Annotated in this window: 18 protein-coding genes and 1 pseudogene; 10 read left to right on the top strand and 9 right to left on the bottom strand. The window is 61.1% G+C overall.

Annotation, left to right across the window (positions count from 1 at the left end):
- Positions 1-33: 33 nt before the first annotated feature.
- Entirely contained in the window at positions 34-4,842 is a 4,809-nt protein-coding gene (locus tag MKZ87_RS06530; RefSeq protein ID WP_266200442.1) for a dermonecrotic toxin domain-containing protein, read from the bottom strand.
- 191 nt (positions 4,843-5,033) lie between these two features.
- Between MKZ87_RS06530 and MKZ87_RS06525 the strand changes: the two genes are divergently transcribed.
- Positions 5,034-6,065: an Ldh family oxidoreductase gene (locus tag MKZ87_RS06525; RefSeq protein WP_266200441.1), complete on the top strand. Its 1,032-nt coding sequence runs from the start codon at positions 5,034-5,036 to the stop codon at positions 6,063-6,065.
- A gap of 57 nt (positions 6,066-6,122) precedes the next feature.
- On the opposite strand, the gene MKZ87_RS06520 is transcribed toward MKZ87_RS06525, so the two are convergent.
- Positions 6,123-6,440 carry a DUF883 family protein gene (locus MKZ87_RS06520; protein WP_085696402.1) on the bottom strand — a complete coding sequence of 106 codons (318 nt, stop codon included), beginning with the start codon at positions 6,438-6,440 and terminating at the stop codon, positions 6,123-6,125.
- Positions 6,441-6,593: 153 nt separating this feature from the next.
- On the opposite strand from MKZ87_RS06520, the gene MKZ87_RS06515 reads away from it, so the two are divergent.
- On the top strand, positions 6,594-6,848 hold the full coding sequence (locus MKZ87_RS06515) for a hypothetical protein (RefSeq protein ID WP_007957535.1): 255 nt from the start codon (positions 6,594-6,596) through the stop codon (positions 6,846-6,848).
- Here the strand turns inward: MKZ87_RS06515 and MKZ87_RS06510 are convergent, their stop codons facing one another.
- On the bottom strand, positions 6,849-7,763 hold the full coding sequence (locus tag MKZ87_RS06510) for a LysR family transcriptional regulator (protein ID WP_085696400.1): 915 nt from the start codon (positions 7,761-7,763) through the stop codon (positions 6,849-6,851). It lies immediately after the preceding gene.
- An 84-nt stretch (positions 7,764-7,847) separates the two neighbouring features.
- Here MKZ87_RS06510 and MKZ87_RS06505 point away from each other — a divergent pair, with 84 nt between their 5' ends.
- Entirely contained in the window at positions 7,848-8,771 is a 924-nt protein-coding gene (locus MKZ87_RS06505; RefSeq protein WP_227235480.1) for a carbon-nitrogen hydrolase family protein, read from the top strand.
- On the opposite strand, the gene MKZ87_RS06500 is transcribed toward MKZ87_RS06505, so the two are convergent.
- From MKZ87_RS06500 to MKZ87_RS06485, 4 genes are all read right to left on the bottom strand, one after another.
- Positions 8,761-9,315 carry a GNAT family N-acetyltransferase gene (locus tag MKZ87_RS06500; RefSeq protein ID WP_085703061.1) on the bottom strand — a complete coding sequence of 185 codons (555 nt, stop codon included), beginning with the start codon at positions 9,313-9,315 and terminating at the stop codon, positions 8,761-8,763. The two genes, MKZ87_RS06505 and MKZ87_RS06500, sit on opposite strands and share 11 nt — an antisense overlap.
- 52 nt (positions 9,316-9,367) lie before the next feature.
- Positions 9,368-9,841, bottom strand: coding sequence for an LEA type 2 family protein (locus MKZ87_RS06495; protein ID WP_266200440.1), 474 nt, complete (start codon positions 9,839-9,841; stop codon positions 9,368-9,370).
- A gap of 69 nt (positions 9,842-9,910) precedes the next feature.
- The gene (locus MKZ87_RS06490; protein WP_266200439.1) at positions 9,911-11,377 is read right to left on the bottom strand and encodes a nucleobase:cation symporter-2 family protein; all 1,467 of its coding nucleotides are present in this window, start codon (positions 11,375-11,377) and stop codon (positions 9,911-9,913) included.
- 142 nt (positions 11,378-11,519) lie between these two features.
- The gene (locus MKZ87_RS06485; RefSeq protein WP_266200438.1) at positions 11,520-12,419 is read right to left on the bottom strand and encodes a LysR family transcriptional regulator; all 900 of its coding nucleotides are present in this window, start codon (positions 12,417-12,419) and stop codon (positions 11,520-11,522) included.
- A 99-nt stretch (positions 12,420-12,518) separates the two neighbouring features.
- On the opposite strand from MKZ87_RS06485, the gene MKZ87_RS06480 reads away from it, so the two are divergent.
- From MKZ87_RS06480 to MKZ87_RS06450, 7 genes and pseudogenes are all read left to right on the top strand, one after another.
- A complete protein-coding gene (locus MKZ87_RS06480; protein ID WP_085703086.1) occupies positions 12,519-13,610 on the top strand; it encodes a polyamine ABC transporter substrate-binding protein in 1,092 nt (363 codons plus the stop codon).
- Between the two features lie 28 nt (positions 13,611-13,638).
- Entirely contained in the window at positions 13,639-14,598 is a 960-nt protein-coding gene (gene speB, locus MKZ87_RS06475) for an agmatinase (RefSeq protein WP_085696390.1), read from the top strand.
- A gap of 88 nt (positions 14,599-14,686) precedes the next feature.
- Complete coding sequence (locus MKZ87_RS06470; protein WP_085683779.1) at positions 14,687-15,403, top strand: helix-turn-helix transcriptional regulator; 717 nt, start codon at positions 14,687-14,689, stop codon at positions 15,401-15,403.
- A gap of 51 nt (positions 15,404-15,454) precedes the next feature.
- Positions 15,455-15,796, top strand: coding sequence for a nuclear transport factor 2 family protein (locus tag MKZ87_RS06465; protein ID WP_085696381.1), 342 nt, complete (start codon positions 15,455-15,457; stop codon positions 15,794-15,796).
- Between the two features lie 22 nt (positions 15,797-15,818).
- Positions 15,819-16,937, top strand: a complete 1,119-nt coding sequence (gene zapE / locus MKZ87_RS06460; protein WP_266200437.1) for a cell division protein ZapE — start codon at positions 15,819-15,821, stop codon at positions 16,935-16,937.
- An 18-nt stretch (positions 16,938-16,955) separates the two neighbouring features.
- Positions 16,956-17,537: a DinB family protein gene (locus tag MKZ87_RS06455; protein WP_085703056.1), complete on the top strand. Its 582-nt coding sequence runs from the start codon at positions 16,956-16,958 to the stop codon at positions 17,535-17,537.
- 26 nt (positions 17,538-17,563) lie between these two features.
- Positions 17,564-17,659: pseudogene (locus MKZ87_RS06450) on the top strand (GNAT family N-acetyltransferase); the annotation flags it as partial.
- Positions 17,660-17,743: 84 nt separating this feature from the next.
- On the opposite strand, the gene MKZ87_RS06445 reads toward MKZ87_RS06450, so the two are convergent.
- Both MKZ87_RS06445 and MKZ87_RS06440 read right to left on the bottom strand, forming a co-directional pair.
- Entirely contained in the window at positions 17,744-17,950 is a 207-nt protein-coding gene (locus MKZ87_RS06445) for a hypothetical protein (protein ID WP_085696375.1), read from the bottom strand.
- Positions 17,951-18,134: 184 nt separating this feature from the next.
- Positions 18,135-20,381 carry a TonB-dependent siderophore receptor gene (locus tag MKZ87_RS06440; protein ID WP_227235486.1) on the bottom strand — a complete coding sequence of 749 codons (2,247 nt, stop codon included), beginning with the start codon at positions 20,379-20,381 and terminating at the stop codon, positions 18,135-18,137.
- Between the last annotated feature and the right edge of the window lie 91 nt (positions 20,382-20,472).

The following is a 20,472-nucleotide window of genomic DNA, read 5'->3' as shown; positions in this document are numbered from 1 at the left end:
GCGCAGGTGATGAGCCTGCGCATTTTTTTTGGATCAAGGGGACGGCACAACCTCCAGCTGCCGGCCGACTTCGCAGATCAGCTGCGCGATCGAATCGGCGTTGTGCAAGATGACACCGACGCGGGCGTCTGAAGACTGCCGATCCAGGAACGCATTGCGCGCCTCGCTCATGGTGGCGCTGCCTGTCTGCCTGAAAATCTCCGCCGCCGTGGTCTGTTTCTCCGCAATTCTGTCCAGGTCGATCCAGGCCGCTTGATTCGGGCTCCACTCTGCAAACAGTTGTGCACGGGGCGTGGCCAGTGACAGCGCGGTTCTTCGTTCGTCCTGCAGATGATTGAGCAATCTTTCACCGTCGGGGGTAGCGGAAGATATCAGGTCACAGAAAGGCTCACGCGCCCTGACCGTCGCGATGTCCCACGCATTGCTCAGTTGATGGGCCAACTCATGTATCAGGGTTGCGGCTTGTGCATGGCCGTCAATATCAAAACCAGATGCAGTGACGGGAACATAGTCCCCCAGATCCTGATTGAAAAAATGCTGGGTGAAATGGACTTTGTTCTTCAGGTCGCCATCGAGGACAAACGCAATCACGTCGTGAAACCATCTGGTTGAGCCGACGATGAAGCGGTCAGTGTTGAGCAGGTCGTCTGCCGGATCTACCAGAGCCTTGCAGATGGGCAGGATCGCGGCGTTTATCCTGGACAGGATCTGCGTCGTGACGCGTGGGACATCAAAGAACTCCATGAGAAACCGGTTGACCCGCCCACCGGGCACGACGTTGATGTCCAGAATGGCCAGATTGTGCAGGCAGTTGAATGCGTAATCCCGCGCCACCGCCACTGCATGTCCCAGTATCCGGGCTTTTTCAGGGTATCTTCGACTGATCTCTTCCATGCCGTGCGCTTCGATGTTGAGCATCATGCGGCGCAGGTGCGTGTACTGTTTGTGCACGATCATTCTGGAATAGGCCTTGCCGTAATGAACGGTCTGACCCTCGGTGATCCGGACTGTCCGTGAGTCGGTCTTGCGCAGCAATGGGCCGCGAACGTCATCCTTTGCCAATTGCCAGTCCGCTCCGTTTTTGACGACCCGGTACACCTTGCCGTCCACTGCGGCATAGCTACGGTTGTTGGATGTCTTCTGGTACACGCCCTGAGTCGCGCTGTAGGTCAGATCCTTGAGTGCGACGTCCATTGCTTCGAAAGGCTGCAGGAGGGTGCGTTGAGGTGACGTCGTTTCGATTTCCGACAGATTCGGAACCACAGGTTTTTCGATCTTCTGCGTGCCGGAGGCGATCGTCTGCTGACCGACATCGGCGCCAACCGCCTGTTCAGCGGACGTTTCGGACAGCATCCCGACGGTCACCATATGTTCGGCGCCATCGATAAACGACTTCAGAGCCTTCTTCCAGTGATGATTCTGCAAGGCCTCGGCCGAATCCTTGAAGGCATCGTAGGCTTGCCAGAGAAAGCGTCCGCAGGCGAGTTTGCCCGGCAGCACGTCCGCGACCTGTCGGATGCCGTCGCTGAACAGGGCTTTGGCGTTTTCCCAGTCAGACTGCCCGTCGCTGTCGTTCTGCGAGTCGAGCATCTGTTTCAACAGATCGAGATTGTCCTGATACAGACGTTCCAGCAGGTTGCCGGCAATCGGGTGGTAGTCCAGCGTCATTTCGCTGATCTGTCCCAGAGTGCTGGCAAACAGACTGCGGAAAATCGCTCGCTGGGGTTGCGGCAGGCGACGAAGCAGCAGGTTTTGCAGCAAACCCGGCATGTTCAGCGCGCTGATCAGACTTTCTTCATCGGGAAATTCGTGAAAGGCCTGCTCGGTGTAGGGGCTGTAAAGCAGCCGAGGCCCCTTGTGCCCGGTGCCGGGGGCCAACACATACAGTCCGCATGCTTCGACTGCGGCGGCTCCGACTGTCTTTATCAGCGACAGCGGGCACACCATGGCTTGTGCACCGGACACGGCAGCACGGGCGATGGCATCTGGCATGTCCAGGGCCTGGCGGATGTAACTGAATGCCGTTTCTGACAAATGCTGCTGCAGTTTCAGCGCGTGAGCATGCTGCAACAACTGCCAGGGCAATTGACGGAAGAAAGTCTGCTGCCGCGCGAGGCCGGCAGTCGTATTCGTCGCCAGTGCCTGCCTGACCGTTTCGCTGTAGGTGGCAGGAATCTCGAGCGATAGCAGCAGTTGCGTCACTGCACTTTGATCGAGCCCCTTGGGCAACGCGTTGGCGGTTGTCGATGCCACCTTGAAACCGGTGCCTTGGGCGATATTGATGTGATTGAGGGCAAACTCGAGAAGATTGCGGGCCGGTCCGGCCAGGGCCAGGTTCGGCGTTATCCGGATGTGGCGAGGGTTGAGCCCGGTATCCGGGAATCGTCCTTCGAGCAATGACGTCAACGTCTTTTCGACATGGCTGACCAGAGTCGGCACACCGCTCAGGTAATCCTTGTCGTCGACGACGCTCTGGCGCCACTGCTCCAGGAGTTCGACGTGCAGTTTCTGTTCGGCGAGCGACGCCATGCCGAGCCAGGCAGGATAAGTTTGCCGGGAGACGATTGCCCGGGCATGAGCCGTTGCGAGCTTCAGGTTGGTGTGAAAAGTCGACTCACCCAGCGTTGTCAGCGCCTTGTCGCGCTTTGCCGGATCCTTCACGCGGGTGCGCACCTGCTCGCAGCGCCCGAGAAAATGCTCGGTCGCCGATTGCATGCGGTTATGCAGCACGTTGTGTTCGATGAACTGAAAAGGCCCCAGGGTATAACGCTGATGCAGCTGAAACTGTGCAGGCAGAATATTTTCCAGCAGCGACAGGCGTTGCACCTTGTGCAGCAAGCGTTGCTCGAGCTTTTGCCGGGCAATTGCAACGGAGTCGAATACTTCAAGCCCGAGTGCAGGTGTCCACAACACTGCACGACCGGAGTGCTGGACGTCGAGACCGCCACGCTCGGTCATCAGCAGGCAGTGGGCGAGTGGCAGCAGCTTCTGCTGGTCGCCAGACCGTAGGGTGAGCCCATAGGCATCGGGGCGAAAACCCTGCAGCGCCTGGCGTTGCGCGCGGGTCGGCTGGTCTGGATTGCACACGGCATCGACGATCGCCCGTACCGAGGCTGGCAGTGTGCCGTTCAATGCTCGCAGCCGGGCTTCGCCAGTTACCCCGATAGACCAGGCATGCGCCAGGGTTGCCTTCAGGTTTTCGAGAAACGACCGCTGAGCCTCCTGAGTGGCCATGGGTTGGGTCTTGAGTGTCTGGCGAAGCGGCGCTTCAACGCTGCTGAACGTCTTGATCGCGGCGCGCGCCTTTTCCGCCAGAACCATGGACGGCTGTTGATTGCCCGAAAGTACCGGGTGCGTGCTCCAGCGTCCTGCGCTGTCGAGCTCGAGCAAACGCGCATGAATCATCGAGCGGATGTCCAGGCTCTTGTCGAACAGGGCGTGCAGATTCACCGCGCCATCGCTGTGGCGAAACACTTGCAGGGCGTATTCGATGTTTTGCCGCTGCTTGGTGATGATCCATTCGAAGAGGATCTTGAAGACTTCTCCGACGATCCGCTCTCCCGATACCTGCGGCTGGTCGAAACCGAGAAACCGGTTGCGCTCTTCCAGGCTGAGCAGGCCGTAAAGCTCGTCTTCATGGCCCTTGGCAATGAACTTGCTCTGCAATGTCTGTTTCAGGTCGTTGTAATCGGCGAGCACTTGCAGGCCCTGCACCGGGGTGTAAAGAAAGGCCTGGCTGGCGCTGATCATCAGTGACCCCGCCAGTTCGACGTAATTGGCTTCGTGCTCCCAAAGACGCACGGTTTCGGTGACGGGGCGCTGCGGGCCTTGTGCATCGTGCGACATCAACTGATGCAGTGCGCTGAACTGAGTTGCATCGAGAATGCCGTTTTCGCGTTTGATCATCCATTCGCTGAGCGCCTGGTTCTCCAGAACGTTGGCGAAGAACGCGCGTCGCGTCGAACCGTCGGCAGAAGCCGCGTCCCAATAGTGTTCCAGTTGCCGGAAAAGCAGCGCCGGCAACTTTCCGGACGCGCTGGTGACAGCCTCTTCCCATTGCGCCTGATCGCCTGTGGCGGCCGATCTGTCGGGGTGGGAGAACTCTCGCAACGCAGTGGTCGGCCATTGTTGATGCCGGTAATGCAACAGCACTGCATCGCTCAGGCTCATGGAGTCGAGCCAGTGTCTTGTCAGCGCGGTGTCATCGTCCTGGGTGTAGAAACCGACGCGGGTACGGTTTTGCTGCAAGCTGCCGAAATGCGGTTTGAGCAATTCATCAAGGATGTTTTCCAGCAGGTGACTGAGCGTCGGCAGCTTTTCCAGCTCCGCCCGCATGGCCTGTGCATTCAGAATCTGCGCCTGCTGGATGGCCGTGGTGTTTTCATCAAATACATCGCCATCGATGATGCTGAAGGTCACCGTGATGTTGTCGGCATCGAACAGCCGCTTGCGTTGCGGCAAAGACAGGAACGCAAACAGACTGGCCTGGTCATCGGCATTGTTCAGGCGCCGCTCGAGCTGTTGTCTCAATTCGGCGCGGTCACGGTATTTTTTCAGGCCGTCGAACACGGTGTAGAGGATCAGGGCGTTATCGACGGGCGTCTCGCCAAGAACGAACGCACCCGGCAACGGCAGAGGTATTTCACTGCCAACATTGAGCAGGATGCGCTCGGCGCGCATCGGCGGGGTCTGCTGGCTGCGCAAACTGCTGGAGGAGAGCCTGGCATGGGCGAGCCATTTGAATTCGGATTCGGACAGACCGTGGGCCTTGCCCAGTTCGGTCCATCGTCCGGGGGCGTCGAAGACTTCGGGGAACAACAACGGCTGAATGAGGGCTGACATGATTGAGTCTCGATGAGGGGCGCATGCTGGCGGGCGCCGGTGGGTCGAGACGCAAGGCTAGGGCGGGTGAAGGCGACGAGGGTGGTAGATAAATATTGCGGGGTTGACAGGCAACCGGCCAGCCGTGGTTAATCCTCAGGCGGGTTGTTTGTTCGCTGTTGTTCCCTCCAATAATTACTCTGGAGCTTCAGATGTCTGCGCCACACGATCATGCGGTCTCGTCCACGGTTTCGCTGGACGAGCTGACTCAATTGCTGGAAACGATTTTCACCCGTCACGGCACCTCGGCCGAAGTCGCCAGAACGCTGGCCGCCAATTGCGCCAACGCCGAGCGGGACGGTGCTCACAGTCACGGCGTATTCCGGATTCCCGGATATGTCTCTACGCTCAACAGCGGCTGGGTCAACGGCAAGGCTGTGCCAAAGGTCGAGGATGTGGCTTCAGGTTTCGTCAGCGTCGATGCCGGCAACGGTTTTGCTCAACCTGCGCTGGCGGCGGCCCGTACATTGCTGGTGGAAAAGGCCCGCAGTGCCGGGATCGCCCTATTGGCGATCCGCAATTCCCATCACTTTGCCGCGCTGTGGCCGGACGTCGAGCCTTTTGCCGACGAGGGCCTGGTGGCGCTGAGCGTGGTCAACAGCATGACCTGCGTGGTACCCCACGGCGCCGACCGGCCACTGTTCGGCACCAACCCGATTGCCTTTGCCGCTCCACGGGCCGACGGCGCGCCGATCGTCTTCGATCTGGCCACCAGCGCCATCGCCCATGGCGACGTGCAGATCGCCGCGCGCAAGGGCGAGAAACTGCCCGCGGGCATGGGCGTCGACAGCCTCGGTCAGCCGACCTGCGACCCGAAAGCGATTCTGGAAGGCGGCGCATTGCTGCCGTTCGGCGGGCACAAGGGCTCGGCGCTGTCGATGATGGTGGAGTTGCTCGCCGCCGCGCTGACCGGCGGCAATTTCTCGTTCGAATTCGACTGGAAGAACCATCCGGGCGCCAAGACGCCATGGACTGGCCAACTGCTGATCGTGATCGACCCGAGCAAGACCTCCGGGCAAAGCTTCGCCGAACGCAGTCAGGAACTCGTGCGGCAGATGCACGGGGTAGGGCTCAAGCGCTTGCCGGGAGATCGGCGGCATTTGCAGCGGGCCAAGTCATTGGCCAAAGGAATCGAGCTGGATCAGCAGACCCTGTCACAGTTGCGAGAACTGGCCGGCGAATGAGTGTTTGCCGGACATGAAAAAGGCGAGCCACCGAGGGCTCGCCTTTTTTGATCGCGCTCAGCGGCGACCGAGCAGCAATCCGACCACCAGACCGAAACCGGCGGAAATCGCCACGGTCTGCCACGGGTGCCCGCCGATGTAACTCTCGGTGGCGTCTACCGCGGGTTTGGTGCGGTCACGCACGTTGGTGACCGAATCCAGGGCCAGCTGCAACTTCTGGGCGATTTGACCGCGCAGGGTCTCCGCTTCTTCGCCGACCAGCGAGGCACTGCTCTTGAGCAGTTTTTCCGACTCTTCGATCAGCGCCTGAAGTTCGCTGAAGGCCTGGTCCTTGATTTGGTCTTCGGCGGCTTGAACGGCGGTTTTCCGGGCCATTGGGTGACTCCTTGCAGGTGAATGGACAGTGAACAATGGAGTGTGGCGTGTCTTGAAAAGTTGCAGCGATTTTCCATTCGGAGCAAAAACCTGCGTCAGAGGTTTCCGCCCAGCGTGTAAGATGTCGCCATTTCATGCAGCAGGTAATTCCCGATGAGTTTCAATCTGGCCGACAAATCCCTCGCAGAGCGCGCTGCGCTGGAAGACGAGAAATCCCGACTGTTCGAACTCTGGCAGAACAATCTGGGCAAAGCCAAGGGCGAAGCCGCGCGGTTGTTCGGCGAGCGCTCCAAGCGCAAGGGCAAATGGGCTGAATTCGTGCGCGCAGAACTGGACGGCATGTCGCCGCCAGAGTTCGCCAACATGGTGCGCAGTGAAGTCAATCGCCTGATGGCGGCCAACAAGTAATCACTCGGCCCCGAAACTGGTGGCAATCGCTTCACGTACCGTCAGCACCACCGGATCGATCTGGGTGCTGGTGCGCCAGCCCAGTTCGATCGGATAACGCGGCAACGCCAATGGGCAGGGCAGCAACGCCAGCCCGCTCAGCGAGGCAATGGCCTGCGCCGCGTGAGTGGGAATGGTCGCCACGGCATCGCTGCCCTTGAGCAGGTGCGGCAACGCCGCGAAGTGCGTGGTCGAGGCGCAGACCCGGCGACTGCGGCCCAGCGCCGCCAGCCCTTCATCGGTGATCCCGATAAAACCGCCCGACGACACCAGAAGATGCTCGCGGGTGACGAATTCCTCCAGATCGATCTGCTGCTGGCCCGGCGTCAGACTCGCCGGATCCACCAGACACGCGTAACCCCCTTCGCCCAGCACCTGACGACTGAGCAGCCGCTCGGCAAACCCGCCGGCGGTGATCGCCAGATCGATGCTGCGCTCCATCAGCGCCCGGGCGACGATCTGGCTGTGGGTCTGGCGGAAGATCAGCCGCAGTTTCGGTGCGCGGCGGGCGATTTCCTCGATCAGACGGCGGCCGTAAGCGATTTCGAAATCGTCGGAGAGGCCCACGGTGACCGAGCGTCCGTCGTAGTGATTGGCGGTCGGATCGACCATTGCCAGGCTTTGCCGGCATTTGTTCAGGGCATCGCTGACGACTGGTTTCAACTGATTGGCCTTGAGGGTTGGCGCCAGACCCCGGCCAGTGCGCACGAACAACTGATCGCCATACACCTCACGCAACCGCCGCAACGCTGCGCTGACCGCTGACTGGGTCACGCCCAGACGTAACGCTGCGCGGCTGGCGCTGGACTCTTCATGTAGCGCTTCGAAAACTTTCAGCAGGTTGAGGTCGACGGTCGCGATATTCATATGGTTCATATCAATCAGCAGTGGATCGGTCTTTATTCATGATCCCGTGGCGCTGGAGAATGAGCAACACCTGAACTTCACGGAGTGACCGCCATGCCCAAATCAATCGTTGCCGCCCTGCAGATCGGCGCCTTGCCCGGTGGCAAGGCTGAAACCCTGGAACAGATCCTGAGCTGGGAAAGCGCAATCATCGAATCCGGCGCCGCGCTGGTGGTGATGCCCGAAGCGTTGCTTGGCGGTTACCCGAAAGGCGAGGGCTTCGGCACCCAGCTGGGTTATCGCTTGCCGGAAGGCCGCGAAGCCTTCGCCCGTTATTTCGCCAACGCCATTGATGTGCCGGGCGCGGAAACCGAAGCGCTGGCCGGGCTGTCGGCGCGCACCGGGGCCAACCTGGTGATCGGCGTGATCGAACGGGCCGGCAGCACCTTGCATTGCACTGCGCTGTATTTCGACCCGCAGGCCGGTCTGGTGGCCAAGCACCGCAAACTGATGCCGACCGGCACCGAACGGCTGATCTGGGGCAAGGGCGACGGTTCGACGCTGCCGGTGCTCGATACACAGGTCGGCAAGCTCGGTGCGGTGATTTGCTGGGAAAACATGATGCCGCTGCTGCGCACGGCGATGTACGCCAAGGGCATCGAGGTCTGGTGTGCGCCGACTGTGGACGAGCGCGAGATGTGGCAGGTCAGCATGCGCCACATTGCCCATGAAGGGCGCTGCTTTGTGGTCAGCGCTTGTCAGGTGCAGGCCTCGCCGAATGAACTGGGCGTAGAAATCGCCAACTGGCCGGGGGATCGACCGCTGATCGCCGGCGGCAGCGTGATCGTCGGGCCGATGGGCGACGTATTGGCCGGGCCGTTACGCGGCGAGGCCGGCTTGCTCACCGCCGAGATCGATACCGATGAACTGGTGCGGGCCCGCTATGACTACGACGTGGTCGGCCACTATGCACGACCGGATGTGTTCGAGCTGAGCGTGGATGAGCGCGCCAAACCCGGTGTTCGCTTCACCGCTTGAGGCGTTGCCGTTGCCACTCCTCACGGGTGATTTCCCAGATTTCCCGTGGGAAGCGGCCGCTGACGAAGTCATCCTCGTCGGTGCGGATCAAGCGCATGCCGGTGCGCTCCGAGAGCTTGCGCGAACCAAGGTTCGGCGCGGCTTTCGGCACGCGCATCAACGGTTGATCGAGGGTTTCGAACCAGTAGCGGGTCACGGCTTCGCTGGCTTCGGTCATCAAACCCTGGCCCTGCCAGGCCGGGGCGAGCCAGAACCCGCGATGGTTGTCCGGCTCGTCCATCAGGCTGATGTTGCCGATCAATTGCTCAGGTGCCGACTTGAGACGAATCGTCCAGTGCCACTCTTTGCCCGCCGCAATGGCAGGCAGCGCAATGTCGCGCAGATAGGTGAGGGCGCCGTCGTCCGGATACGGCCAGGGCACGAAGACGTTCAGATAACGCACCACTTCCCAATGGGGAAATTGCTGCTGGATGGCCTCGGCATCCGCGAGTTCAAGCGGGCGCAGAATCAGCCGTTCGGTGTACAGCGTGGGCGTATCTTGCATAAACCAGCGACTTCCATGTTGTTGACGGTGAGCGCTGCAGGCTACCGCATCTTTACCATGTTGCGGCACTGGCTCGCGGCAGGCTGAGTTTGCCGCTGTCGACAAAACGCATGGTGCCGAAAACGCCGCCCGCCAGTTTGCCGCGCAGCACGTAAGGCAGGTTGTCGAGGGATTGCGTCTGGCTCAGGCCCAGGGTCTGGCGCAATACCGAGAACGCCGAAATGCTCACCGGGACGCTGACAATGGTTTCGGAAAACCGTGGAATCGAACCGCTCTGATTGCTCACACCCGACGCCAGGGAATGCCCGTTCACGTCAAGATCCAGCGCGATGCCGTTGTAGTCGATGGCGGTTTCATTGGGATTCTGCACCCGCAGCTTGATCGCGAAGCGCACTTCCAGATCCTGGCTCGGCAGCGGTTCGAGGCCGACCACGTTGATGTTCACCGGGTCGCGGTTGGGAAACAGCGCACAGGCGCTGAGGGAGAGCAGAAGCAGGGACAGGATGACGGCTTGGATACGGCGCATTGATGCTCTCTCATTGAAAAAGGGCTGAACCGCTGCCGGTATCAGCCCTTTTTCATCGAGCGGACAAGGTCAACGGTTCAACTGTGCGACAGCGGCCTTTGATGCGGGTTCAGCTTTGGCCGGCAGGTCGGGGTTTTCCATGACCTGAAGGATAGAGGCTTCCGGGTCGAAGTCATCTTCTTCCAGTTCGATGAATTCTTCCGGCAGGAAAATGTTCAGCACGATCGCACACAGCGCGCCAACGGTGATCGGCGATTCGAAGATGTTGCGCAGCGCCTGCGGCAGTTCACGCAGCACTTCCGGCACGGCGGCAATGCCAAGGCCCATGCCGACGGAAATTGCCACAATCAGCATGTTGCGCCGATGCAGGCCGGCTTCGGCGAGGATCTTGATCCCGGCCACGGCCACGGTGCCGAACATCACCAGTTCGGCGCCGCCGAGCACCGGTTTCGGCATCAGTTGCAGCACCGCGCCGATCATCGGGAACAGCCCCAGCACCACCAACAGCCCGGCGATGAAGAACGCCACGTAACGGCTGGCAACGCCGGTGAGCTGAATCACCCCGTTGTTCTGGGCGAAGGTCACCATCGGCATGCTGTTGAACACCGCGGCCATGGCCGAGTTGAGGCCGTCGGCCAGCAGCCCGGACTTGATCCGGCGGATGTACAGCGGGCCTTTGACCGGTTGCCGGGAAATCATTGAGTTGGCAGTCAGGTCACCGGCGGCTTCCAGCGGCGACACCAGGAAAATCACCGCTACCGGCACGAACGCCACCCAGTCGAAGTTGAAACCGTACTTGAACGGCACCGGCACGCTGACCACTGGCACTTCCGGCAGGTTGGCAAAATCCACGGCGCCCATCAGCCACGCCACCACATAGCCGAGGGTCAGACCGATGACGATCGCACCCAGGCGCAGGAATGGCACGTCGACCCTGTTCAACACCACGATGGTGGCAAGTACCAGCGCCGCCAGGAACACATGGCTGGCCGCGCCCAGATCCGCTGCGCCGAAGCCGCCGGCAATGTCGGTCATCGCCACTTTGATCAGCGACAGGCCCATCAGGGTGATGATGGTGCCGGTCACCACCGGGGTGATCAGCATGCGCAGCTTGCCGATGAACTGGCTCAGCACCACTTCAATGAAGGCAGCGAAGAAGCACACGCCGAAGATCGTCGACAGGATCTCATCGGTGCCGCCGCCCCGGGCCTTGACCATGAAACCGGCGCTGAGAATCACGCTGATAAAGGAAAAACTCGTGCCTTGCAGGCACAACAGTCCCGAACCAACCGGGCCGAAGCGTTTGGCCTGAACGAAGGTGCCGAGGCCCGAGACAAACAGCGCCATGCTGATCAGGTACGGAATTTCGCTTTGCAGACCGAGGGCGCCGCCCATGATCAGGGTCGGGGTGATGATGCCGACGAAGCTGGCCAGCACATGTTGCAGGGCGGCAAACACCGTTGCGGTGAAGTGCGGACGGTCGTTGAGGCCGTAGATCAGATCGTTGTTGCGCGGGACTTTTTCAGAGACGGTCATGGTGGTTTGCGTGCCGCAATGCGGGGCCGGGTCGGAAAATGGGTGCGCAGGATGCCGCAAGCGAGGGGCGAGGGCAACGCATGATCGTTCCCACGCTCTGCGTGGGAATGCAGCCGGAGACGCTCAGCGTTCCAAAAAATGATCAGGTTCGACCAAAGGCTGACAGCAGATCTTCTTCAAAAGCCTTCTGCGCATCTCCCGGCACCTGCGCCCGATGCCGGGCCAGATGGAACGCCACGTCAAAGCTCAACTCGCCTTCGCGCACCGTGCGCAACAGGCCTTTGTCCTGCCATTGGCGGCCGTAATGGTTCGGCAGATAACCGACGTGTTTGCCGGACAAAATGAAGGCGAGGGTGCCTTCGACCTGTTCCGAACGCGCCGAACAGACCTTGCCCTGAAACGGCTCGTCACTGCGCAGAAACCGGTAGGGGTGATCGACCCGGTCGCAGGCCTGCAAAACCGCGTCATCGGGAGCATCGTTGGTGAACAGCGGATGGCCCGGCGCGCAGTACAGATGCTGTGTTTCGCTGAACAGTTCGCGGTAGTCGAACGCGCTCTGCACCTGGGAGAAGTAACCGATGGCCAGGTCCAGCCGCTGTTGCAGCAACAGACGCTCCATTTCGCCGGGCATGGCGCTGATCAGCTCGATGCGCACCGATTCGTCCCGCTCGCGAAAGCGCCGGATCGCCTCGGCCACCCGTTGCAGCACCGAGTGATCGACCGCCTCCGAGAGGCCCAGCCGCACTTCACCGATCAGGCGCCCGGCGACGCCGTTGGATTGATGACGGAAGGTTTCGATCGAGTCGAACAGGCTGCGAGCGGCAATCAGCAGTTGCTCGCCTTTGGGAGTGAGGCTGAAACCGCCCTTGCCCCGGTTGCATACCCGATAGCCAAGGCGCGTCTCTAGTTTGGCCATTTGCTGGCTGATGCTCGACTGGCTCAGGCCCAGCTCACCCTGCGCGGCGCTGAAACCGTTGGATTCGACCACTCCCAGAAACAGCCGCAGAAGCTGAAGATCGACATCGTGGAGCTGGCCGAGCATCACATTACTCCTGGATAAAGTCAGGTTAACAAACTTGATATTTCTCGAATGTATCCGACGGCGCATCCTGCCACCACTTCCTTCGGTCAGGTGTTCGTCATGGCTCCCGTCTTCAAGCTGTGTTTGCCCGCTTTGTTGCTAACCGTCTCCATCGCCGTCCAGGCGGAAGAAAAAACGCTCAATCTTTACAGTTGGGCCGATTACGTGGCGCCGGAAACCCTGCAGCGCTTCGAAAAGGAAACCGGCATTCACGTGCGCTACGACACTTTCGATACCTCCGAGGTGCTCGAGACCAAACTGCTGACTGGCGGCAGCGGTTATGACGTGGTGGTGCCTTCGTCCAGCGTACTGGCCCGTGGTCTCGCGGCGGGAGCGCTCAAGGAAATCCCCCATGAAGGGCTCAAGGGTTACGCCAATCTCGATCCGGATCTGCTGGAAAAACTGGCGGCGGTCGATCCCGGCAACCGCTACGGCGTGCCTTACACCTGGGGCACGCTGGGGCTGGGCATGAACGTCGAGGCGGTCAAACAGCGGCTGCCGGATGCGCCGCTCAACAGCCTTGATCTGCTGTTCAAACCCGAATACGCCAGCAAACTCAAGGATTGCGGGATCGCGATTCTCGACTCGCCGCAGGAGGTGATCGGCCTCGCGCTGCACTACCTCGGTAAAGATCCCTACAGCACCGACAAGACCGATCTGGCCGCCGCCGAAGCCTTGTTGCAGAAGTTGCAGCCTTCTGTTCTGTACGTCGCCACTGGCCGGCAGATCAACGATCTGGCCAACGGTAGCGTCTGCCTGGCGCTGACCTACAACGGTGACGCGAGCATGGCCGCCGATCAGGCCCGCAAGGCCAACAAGCCGTTTGAGGTGGCTTACCGGATTCCCAGGGAAGGCACGCTGGTGTGGCAGGACAACCTCGCGATCCCCAAAGACGCGCCGCACCCCGAAGCTGCGCGCACCTTCATCGAGTTCATGTTGCGCCCCGAATCCGTGGCGGCGCTGACCAATACGCTGTTCTTCGCCACCGCCAACCAGGCCGCCACGCCGTTGGTGGATGAAGCGGTGCGCAACGATCCGGACATTTACCCGAAACCCGAAGTGCGCGAGCGGCTGTACGCCGATCGCAGCATGAGCCTCAAGGACATGCGCCAGCGCACACGGCTGTGGACCACTTTCCGCAGCCGCCAATAACACCGTTCATAAAAACAGGAGCACACCGATGGACGTGCCAATGCAAAACGATCAGGCCCTGACCCGTGACAGCCTTTTCGGCACCGCAGCCGAAAGCACCTACGCCGGTATCACCAGTTTCATGCGCCGGCGCTACAGCCGCGACCTGCGCGGCGTTGACGTGGCAGTCAGCGGTGTGCCGTTCGACACCGCCACTAGCAATCGCCCCGGCGCACGGTTCGGGCCGCGCGGGATTCGTGCAGCGTCCACCGGGATTGCCTGGGAACGGCACTGGCCATGGGCGTTCGATCCGTTCGATCATCTGGCGGTGATCGATTACGGCGATTGCGACTTCGATTACGGTTCGCCGCACAGCATCCCGGAAAGCATTGAAGCCCACGCCGAACACATTCTGAGCTCCGGCAGCGCCATGCTCACCTTTGGCGGCGATCACTTCATCAGCTATCCGTTGCTCAAGGCCCACGCGCGCAAGCACGGCGCGCTGTCGCTGATCCACTTCGATGCCCACAGCGACACCTGGCCTGACGAGGGCGGCAAACGGGTCGATCACGGCACCATGTTCTGGCACGCAGCGCGGGAAGGGCTGGTGGATCCGGCGCGTTCGGTGCAGATCGGTTTGCGTACCACCAACGACGATCATCAGGGCTTTCAGGTGCTGGACGCGCGGCAGGTGCATCGTCGGGGCTGCGAGGCGATTGTCGAGGCCATTCGCGCGCGGGTCGGAGATAACCCGGTGTACCTGACGTTCGACATCGATTGCCTGGATCCGGCCTTTGCGCCGGGCACCGGTACGCCGGTCTGCGGCGGCCTGAGCACGGTGCAGGCGCTGGAGATTCTGGGCGGCCTGCGCGGGATCAATCTGGTGGGCATGGACGTGGTGGAAGTGGCCCCGGCCTATGATCATGCGGACGTGACGTCGCTGGCGGCGGCAACCCTGGCCATGGAGATGCTTTGCCTGTACGCGGCCAGGCACAAAGTCGACGCGTGATCCCCTTTGAGCCTGGTGAAAGCTCCTGACAATTTCTGACACCAGGCTCTGCTAAGCTCCGCCAAATTTTTGCCCGGAGCCTCACACCGTGTCGCGAACCACTCGATTGTTGACCCTGCTGCAAGTGCTGCGCGGCAAGAAACGTCCGGTGACCGCCGCGACGCTGGCGTCCGAGCTGGAAATCTCCGAACGCACCCTTTATCGCGACATCGCCGAACTGACCGCACTGGGTGCGCCGATCCACGGTGAGGCGGGCATCGGTTACGTGTTGCGCAGCGGTCTGTTTCTGCCACCGCTGATGCTCAACGCTGACGAGACCGAAGCCATCGTGCTGGGCCTGCGTTATGTCGATCAGCGTGGTGACGAGGTACTGAGCAAGGCAGCGGCGGATGCACTGGCGAAAATCGCGGCAGTGCTGGACCCGCAGGCTCAGGAAGCGCTGCGCAATCCGACCGTCATGCCCGGGCCACCGGGTTACGGTTTTCCGCAAAACGCAGTGCCCTTGAACGTTTTCCGCCACGCGATTCGCGATCAGGCCAAGTTGCACATCGATTACGCCGATGCGCAGCAGGTCCAGAGCCAGCGCTTGATCTGGCCGCTGGCGCTGGGCTTTCTCAACGAGGTGCGAATCATCGTCGCGTGGTGTGAGTTGCGCGGCGCCTATCGCACCTTTCGCACCGACCGGATCGCTGCCGCCAGCCTGCAGGGCGAGCGCTATCCGGGGCGTCGCAGCGACCTGTTGCGCACCTGGCAGCGGCAGATGCAACTGGACGAAAACGGCCGCTTCACTCCTGACAAGAATTGACGCAGGGCTGTTCTAGGATGGCGACAGAACCCGAAAAAAGGAGCTGTAATCATGTTCCATCCCACCTCGATACTCGCCCCGGCCATCGTTGAATACATCAACGCCGCCAATGCTCGCGATACGTCCCGGGTCGGCAGTTTTTTTGCCGAGGATGCCCATGTGTTCGACGAAGGCCATCATCAGGTCGGCCCGCAGGCCATTGCCGACTGGATGCAAGACACCGCCCGGCGCTATCAGCCACGGGTCGAAGTGCTCGGTGTCCAGCAGCGCACCGGCAAAGTGCTGGTGCAAGGGCTGATTTCCGGGACCTTTCCCGGCAGCCCGCTGGAGCTGCGCTACACCTTTCGCCTGAACGAGCAGGGCAAAATCGCACGGCTGGATATTTCCGCGTAGCCATCGTGGCATACTGCCGCGCATGACTTTCGACTCTCCCCTGAGCGCCTGGCAATACGCCGTCGACCATAAGGGTTTCATCCAGGATGAAGCCCAGGAACACGCGGTCTGGGCCTTGCAAAAATGCCATGAAGCCCTGCACGCCGGTGCCCGTTCAGTCACCGGCGTTTACCTGTGGGGCCCGGTCGGGCGCGGCAAGACCTGGCTGATGGATCAGTTCTACCAAAGCCTGCGGGTGCCGGCGCGGCGACAGCACTTTCATCACTTCATGGGCTGGGTCCATCAGCGTTCGTTTCAGTTGACCGGGATCGCCGATCCATTGCGGGCCCTGGCCCATGAGCTGGCGGCCGAGGTGCGGGTGCTGTGTTTCGATGAGCTGTTCGTCAATGACATCGGTGACGCGATCATTCTCGGGCGGCTGTTTCAGGTGATGTTCGATGAAGGCGTGGTGGTGGTCTGCACCTCCAACCTGCCGCCGGATCAGCTGTATGCCGACGGCTTCAACCGCGACCGCTTTTTGCCGGCGATCACCGCGATCAAGCAGCACATGCAAGTGGTCGCGGTGAATGGTGCCGAAGATCACCGATTGCATCCCGGCGCCACCGAGCAGCGCTACTGGGTCGCCACTTCGGGGAAGGAGAGCGCGCTGAGCCAGGTCTTCGACGCCCTGGCCGCCGGGCACACCGTCAGTACCGAACCGGTGCCGGTCGGTTACCGCGCCCTGAACGTGGTGCAGGCCAGCGATTCGGTGCTGTGGTGCCGTTACGCCGAGCTGTGCGAGCAACCGTTCGCCGCCATGGATTTCATCGCGCTGTGCGACACCTACCGGGCTATCCTGTTGAGCGAGGTGCCTAACCTCAGCGCGAAAAAACGCGAAGGGCGGATCGCCCGTGGCACTGAGGACGGCGCGGAACGGGTGGTGGCCGGCGATCGCCAATTGCCGCAGCTGTCGGTGCATGACGACGGCGTGCGCCGCTTTATCGCGCTGGTCGACGAGTGCTACGACCGCAAGGTGCCGCTGTACATCGAGGCCGAAGTGCCGATGGACGCGCTGTACACCGAGGGTTATCTGGAATTCCCGTTTCGCCGGACCCTCAGCCGCTTGCAGGAGATGCAGCTGCAACGCTTCGCCGAGACCTGAAAACAAGGAGGGCGCGACATGACTCAGCCACTGTCCCACCATTTGCTGACCATGGCTTATCAGAATGCCTGGGCCAACCATCGACTGGCCAAGGCCTGGAGCCAGCTCGACGACGCCGAGCTGGCAGCGCCACGGGTGAGTTTCTTCCCGAGCATCCGCCTGACCCTCAACCACATCCTCACCTGCGACTGGTTCTACGTCGACGCGCTGGAGCGCGAGTTGCGCGCAGATGAGCCACATCCCGATTGTTACGTGTTCTTCAACACTGACGAGCCCTTCACCGAGGCGCAGGCCTTGCGCCGTGAACAGGCACATGTCGACCGCCGCTTGATCGCCTACTGCGAGCAACAGCGCGATGCCGATCTGGGGCGTCTCGTCACCATCGCTCGCGACACGCCGCAACACGACAGCCGCCTGCGGATGATTTCCCACCTGTTCGAGCATCAGATCCACCACCGTGGGCAGGTCCACGCGATGCTCAGCGGTACGTCGGTAAAACCGCCGCAACTGGACGAGTTTTTCTGTGCCGGTGAGTCAAGTTTGCGAGCCGAGGATTTCGCCGAACTGGGCTGGACCGAAGAACTCATCTGGGGTCACTGAAAACGCCGGGTTGTGGCCGGGGCCTTGCGCAAAACGCCTATGTCAAATTCGGCTTCGCGCCGGGCATGTTCGACCCTGATCACGGGCGCATGCTGTTCTGGATCAAGGACCTTCAGGCATAAAAAAGGGCGCCCGGAATGGGCGCCCAAACTGTCGTCTGCGAGGCCAGAGCGGAGCCATCGCAGGTCCATCGGTAAAGTGTTCGCTCAAGGGCGATAGGACTCGGTGACCTGGGCGGTCTGGTCGTCCGGAACCCGAAGCTCGTTGGTCTTCGTGTCAGCCTGCTGGCTTTGTGCGGAGTGAACCGGGAAATTGGCCCAGTAATGTCTCATGCGCTCGGCGCCGCCTTCGGCGAATGCGCTGGCGGATGCGAGGGTGAGTAGAGCAGCAAGGATTGCAGTGGTGGTTTTCATGGTGCCTCCTTCGAAAAATGTCGGAGCCGTTCATCCATGAATCAGGTCCTCGGGCGCAGTGTCGGCCGAGGGCATTAACAAGCGGTTAACGCTTGTTCAGTCCAGGTTTTACAGGGTGTTTCCGCTGCGTATCGGACGAACGCTGCACGCGTGAATGACGCGTGCAGGTTGCAAGGGAAGGGCGTCAGAGTTTCCAGTCGAGGCTCAGCGTCACGGTGCGAGGATCGCCCCAGAACACGCCGTTGTAGAAGCCGACGTTGTCGTAATACTTCTTGTCGAACAGGTTGTCGACGTTGAGGGATGCCGACAGGTGTTTGTCGAACTCGTAGCGCGACATCAGCTTGACCACGGTGTACGCCTCCTGACGAATGCGCGCCGGTTCAGTGATGATCCGGCCGTTCGCGCCGCGCCCGATCGGCCGTTTGGAATTGCCGTACACATCGCTCTGCCAGTTCACGGCACCGCCTACGGTCAGGGCGTTCCAGTTACCCGGCAGGCGATAGGTCGTGGACAGGCGGAACAGGTTCAGCGGCTGATTGGTGTTGCTGCGCTGTTTTTCGCCGTTGAGCGAGTGGGTGTAGGTGTAACCGGCGGTCATGTTCCAGCCGTCGAGGACTTCACCGGAGACTTCGGCTTCGAAGCCATTGACCTTGTTGCCCTTGCCGCCTGATTTGTAGAACTGCTCGCCGGTGTCCGGATCGGGCAGCGCGGACTCATCGAGCTCGGCGACGTTGTCCTGCTTGCTCCAGAATACGGCGGTGGAGACGTTCAGGCGTTCCTCCAGCAAGCTGCCTTTGAGCCCCACTTCATAGTTGCTGCCAACCACCGGATCGATGTAATTGCGGCTGGCGTCACGCACGCCCTGTGGTTTGAAAATGTCTGTGTAGCTGACGTACGCGGTGTATTCCGGCGTCAGGTCATACAGCAGGCCGGCGTACGGCGTCCACATGTCGTTGTGTCGCTGGCTGCTGGCATCGACGCCAGTCAGTTGCAGGCTCTGATCGTAGGCGTAGGTCTTGCTCGAGGCCTCCCAGCTGCCGTAGCGACTGCCCAACACCGCGTGCAATTCATCGGTCAGGCTCAGGCGCGTCGCAAGGTAGCCTGCCTTTTGCCGAGTGCTGTCCTTGAAGCTCGGCAGGCTGGTAGTGGTGTCGGGGAATTTGTTGATGCCGCCCATGTATTTCCAGTCGCGCACGCTTTCGTAATCGGATGCGCGCGGGCCATCAACGTTGTACGGGTCGTTCGAGCGGCGCTCGGCTTCGCCGTAGCCGAACATCAATTCGTGTTCACGGCCAAACAGCGAGTAAGGGCCGGCCAGGTTGAGGTCGTAGGCGCGCATGCTCTGGTCGCCGATCATGTGGCCGATGGTCGCGGTCATGCCGCTGCGGTCGGGTTCCGGGTAACCGGAGCCGGCATAGTAGACCTTGCCGTCACCGTCGCTCTTGCGGTGGGTATAGGCCGCCTTCAGATGCCAACCGGCCGCCAGTTGCTGATCGAGGGTGGCGAACGCGGTCTTGTCGCGCAATGGCCAGGAGCTCCATGAGGTCGCCATGTTGGTCGAGCGACCGAGGCCGGCCTTGCTGCCATCGGCATTCCAGTACGGCGTGGTCCCCCACGAGGTGCCTTGCACCTGCTTGTCCTGATAGTCGTAACCGACGGCCAGCACGGTCGAGTCGGTCAGATCCGCTTCGAGGATGCCGTAGCCGACTTCCCGTTGCAGGGCGTACTTGTCGCGAAACGAACCGCTGTCGCGATAGGCCAGCACACTGCGACCGCGCAGGCGTCCGTCAAACGCCAGAGGGCCGCCGACATCGACGTAACTGTAGTAATCGTCATAGCTGCCGCCACTGACGCCGGCCTGAGCCTGCCATTGTGCGGTGGGACGTTTGCGCACCATGTTGATGGTGGCAGACGGGTCGCCTGCGCCGGTCGTCAGGCCGGTCGCGCCGCGAACCACTTCGATACGATCGTAGATGATGGTGTCGGCATCGCTCTTCATGTAGCTGAAGGTGTTGAGCATGCCGTCGATCTGGAAATTGTTGATCGAATAGCCGCGGGACGAATAGCTGACCCGATCCGAATCGTTGTGCTGCACCACGATGCCGGTGGTCTGGCTCATGGCTTCGGACAATGTCCCGAGCTTGAAATCATCCATCTGCTGGCGGGTGACCACGGACACCGATTGCGGGGTTTCCTTGATCGACAGGTTCAGCTTGGTCGCGGTGCTCATCGCGCCGGTGGTGTAGGAGCCAGTGTTTTCGGTGTTGCTGCCCAGGCCTTGGGCGGTGACGCTGGTGGAGGCCAGTTCGAGTGTCGTGCCGGCGGGCTCCGGCGCCTGTCCGGCGGAGGTTTCAGCCAGCAGGTCCGGGCTCAGTGCCACACTGCACAGACCGAGGGTGAGGGTCATGGAACGGGTGATGGGCGCGAGCATCGCAGCCGACTCCTTGTCTTCGAGGGAAAAATTCCGTTTGCTCAAAGACGAAGGTGAGCGGTGCGATTTAGTGTCAAACGAGAAATATTGT

The organism is Pseudomonas sp. MCal1, assembly GCF_026341415.1.
Lineage (GTDB): Bacteria > Pseudomonadota > Gammaproteobacteria > Pseudomonadales > Pseudomonadaceae > Aquipseudomonas.
The sequence above is the reverse complement of the archived record's forward strand: the minus strand, read 5'-3'. Positions and strand labels throughout refer to the sequence as shown.

What these genes read in the sequence shown, in the direction of transcription:
- MKZ87_RS06530 (WP_266200442.1), bottom strand. Translation starts at nt 4,842, where the DNA reads ATGTCAGCCCTCATTCAGCCGTTGTTGTTCCCCGAAGTCTTCGACGCC.
- MKZ87_RS06525 (WP_266200441.1), top strand. Translation starts at nt 5,034, where the DNA reads ATGTCTGCGCCACACGATCATGCGGTCTCGTCCACGGTTTCGCTGGAC.
- MKZ87_RS06520 (WP_085696402.1), bottom strand. Translation starts at nt 6,440, where the DNA reads ATGGCCCGGAAAACCGCCGTTCAAGCCGCCGAAGACCAAATCAAGGAC.
- MKZ87_RS06515 (WP_007957535.1), top strand. Translation starts at nt 6,594, where the DNA reads ATGAGTTTCAATCTGGCCGACAAATCCCTCGCAGAGCGCGCTGCGCTG.
- MKZ87_RS06510 (WP_085696400.1), bottom strand. Translation starts at nt 7,763, where the DNA reads ATGAACCATATGAATATCGCGACCGTCGACCTCAACCTGCTGAAAGTT.
- MKZ87_RS06505 (WP_227235480.1), top strand. Translation starts at nt 7,848, where the DNA reads ATGCCCAAATCAATCGTTGCCGCCCTGCAGATCGGCGCCTTGCCCGGT.
- MKZ87_RS06500 (WP_085703061.1), bottom strand. Translation starts at nt 9,315, where the DNA reads ATGCAAGATACGCCCACGCTGTACACCGAACGGCTGATTCTGCGCCCG.
- MKZ87_RS06495 (WP_266200440.1), bottom strand. Translation starts at nt 9,841, where the DNA reads ATGCGCCGTATCCAAGCCGTCATCCTGTCCCTGCTTCTGCTCTCCCTC.
- MKZ87_RS06490 (WP_266200439.1), bottom strand. Translation starts at nt 11,377, where the DNA reads ATGACCGTCTCTGAAAAAGTCCCGCGCAACAACGATCTGATCTACGGC.
- MKZ87_RS06485 (WP_266200438.1), bottom strand. Translation starts at nt 12,419, where the DNA reads ATGCTCGGCCAGCTCCACGATGTCGATCTTCAGCTTCTGCGGCTGTTT.
- MKZ87_RS06480 (WP_085703086.1), top strand. Translation starts at nt 12,519, where the DNA reads ATGGCTCCCGTCTTCAAGCTGTGTTTGCCCGCTTTGTTGCTAACCGTC.
- speB (WP_085696390.1), top strand. Translation starts at nt 13,639, where the DNA reads ATGGACGTGCCAATGCAAAACGATCAGGCCCTGACCCGTGACAGCCTT.
- MKZ87_RS06465 (WP_085696381.1), top strand. Translation starts at nt 15,455, where the DNA reads ATGTTCCATCCCACCTCGATACTCGCCCCGGCCATCGTTGAATACATC.
- zapE (WP_266200437.1), top strand. Translation starts at nt 15,819, where the DNA reads ATGACTTTCGACTCTCCCCTGAGCGCCTGGCAATACGCCGTCGACCAT.
- MKZ87_RS06455 (WP_085703056.1), top strand. Translation starts at nt 16,956, where the DNA reads ATGACTCAGCCACTGTCCCACCATTTGCTGACCATGGCTTATCAGAAT.
- MKZ87_RS06445 (WP_085696375.1), bottom strand. Translation starts at nt 17,950, where the DNA reads ATGAAAACCACCACTGCAATCCTTGCTGCTCTACTCACCCTCGCATCC.
- MKZ87_RS06440 (WP_227235486.1), bottom strand. Translation starts at nt 20,381, where the DNA reads ATGCTCGCGCCCATCACCCGTTCCATGACCCTCACCCTCGGTCTGTGC.